The sequence below is a fragment of the Fimbriimonadaceae bacterium genome (assembly GCA_019638775.1).
Taxonomy (GTDB): domain Bacteria; phylum Armatimonadota; class Fimbriimonadia; order Fimbriimonadales; family Fimbriimonadaceae; genus JAHBTD01.
The window spans coordinates 1-1177 of record JAHBTD010000113.1; the positions used below are offsets into that span (position 1 = coordinate 1).

A 1177-nucleotide genomic window follows, 5' to 3' on the forward strand; every position below is an offset into this window, starting at 1 on the left:
AACGCTGCTCGGGATCCTCGTCACGCATGAATTGGGGCACTATGTCTTGTCGCGGTTGCACGGTGTGCCGACCTCCTTACCCCTCTTCGTACCGGGGTTGCCGCATTTCGTGGGGACATTCGGGGCGATTATCCGCATGCGCGCTCCGCTGACGGATCGCCGGGCGCTGTTCGATATCGGGGTCGCCGGCCCGATCGCCGGATTCGTGGTCGCGGTGATCGCGTTGGTGATCGGGCTCAGGCTCTCGACGGTCGTGCCGATTCAAACCAGCTACGGCATGCACCTCGGAGAACCGCTGTTGCTGCAATTCGCCTCCTGGGTCGTGATCGGGCCGTTGTCCCCCACTGCCGACGTGATCCTGCATCCGGTCGGCTTTGCCGCCTGGTTCGGTCTCTTCATTACCTCGCTCAACCTGCTGCCGATCGGCCAGCTGGACGGCGGACATGTGGCGTACGCGCTGCTGGGGGAACGTCAACGCAGCGTGGCGGTCGCCCTGATTCCGATTCTGATGCTGTTTGGCTGGCTGGGGTGGAAAGGGTGGTTCTTGTGGGTCGGGCTCGCCGGCCTGATGGGGCTGGCGCATCCCCCAGTGCGGAATCCGGGTCGTGAACTCGGCGGCCTTCGCCTGTTCATCGGCTGGATCGCCCTGCTCATCTTTGTGCTGACGTTCTCCTGGGAGCCGTTTATTCTCCGCTAACCCATGCATTGCGAAAAATGCGGATGGGAACAGGACGAGGGGCGGGTGGACTGCGCCCGCTGCGGCATCATCTTCGCCAAGATGCATCGTTCCCCACGTCCGGCTGCAGTGTCGCCCCCACCGAGTCACCAATCGACCGGAGCAGAGTTGCTCGAGGAGTGGGTGCTCGTCACCGAGGAATCGGTCAATCCCTTGTACTTTGCCGGGCGTGTGCTGGTGTTCCTCTTGCTGACCTGGTGGGGTTGGCGGTTGATCACCACGCCGCTCGAAACTAATTACACGGGGGAATCCTTTCTCCACCTGATCAATCTCCCATTTCATGAAGCCGGGCATCTGATCTTCATGCCCTTGGGGCGATTTATGACCATCCTCGGCGGCAGTCTTGGCCAGATTCTCATGCCGCTGATCTGTCTGGGCACGTTCCTCATCAAGACGCGCGATCCCTTCGGCGGGTCGGTGGCCCTCTGGTGGACGGCGGAA

At 62.1% G+C, this 1177-nt stretch carries 2 protein-coding genes; both read left to right on the forward strand.

The features are described 5' to 3' along the window. A partial coding sequence (locus KF784_20330) for a site-2 protease family protein (protein MBX3121404.1) occupies positions 1–697 on the forward strand: 697 nt, incomplete at its 5' end. Positions 698–700: 3 nt separating this feature from the next. Beyond that, the coding region (locus KF784_20335) for a hypothetical protein (protein MBX3121405.1) at positions 701–1177 on the forward strand (477 nt) is incomplete at its 3' end.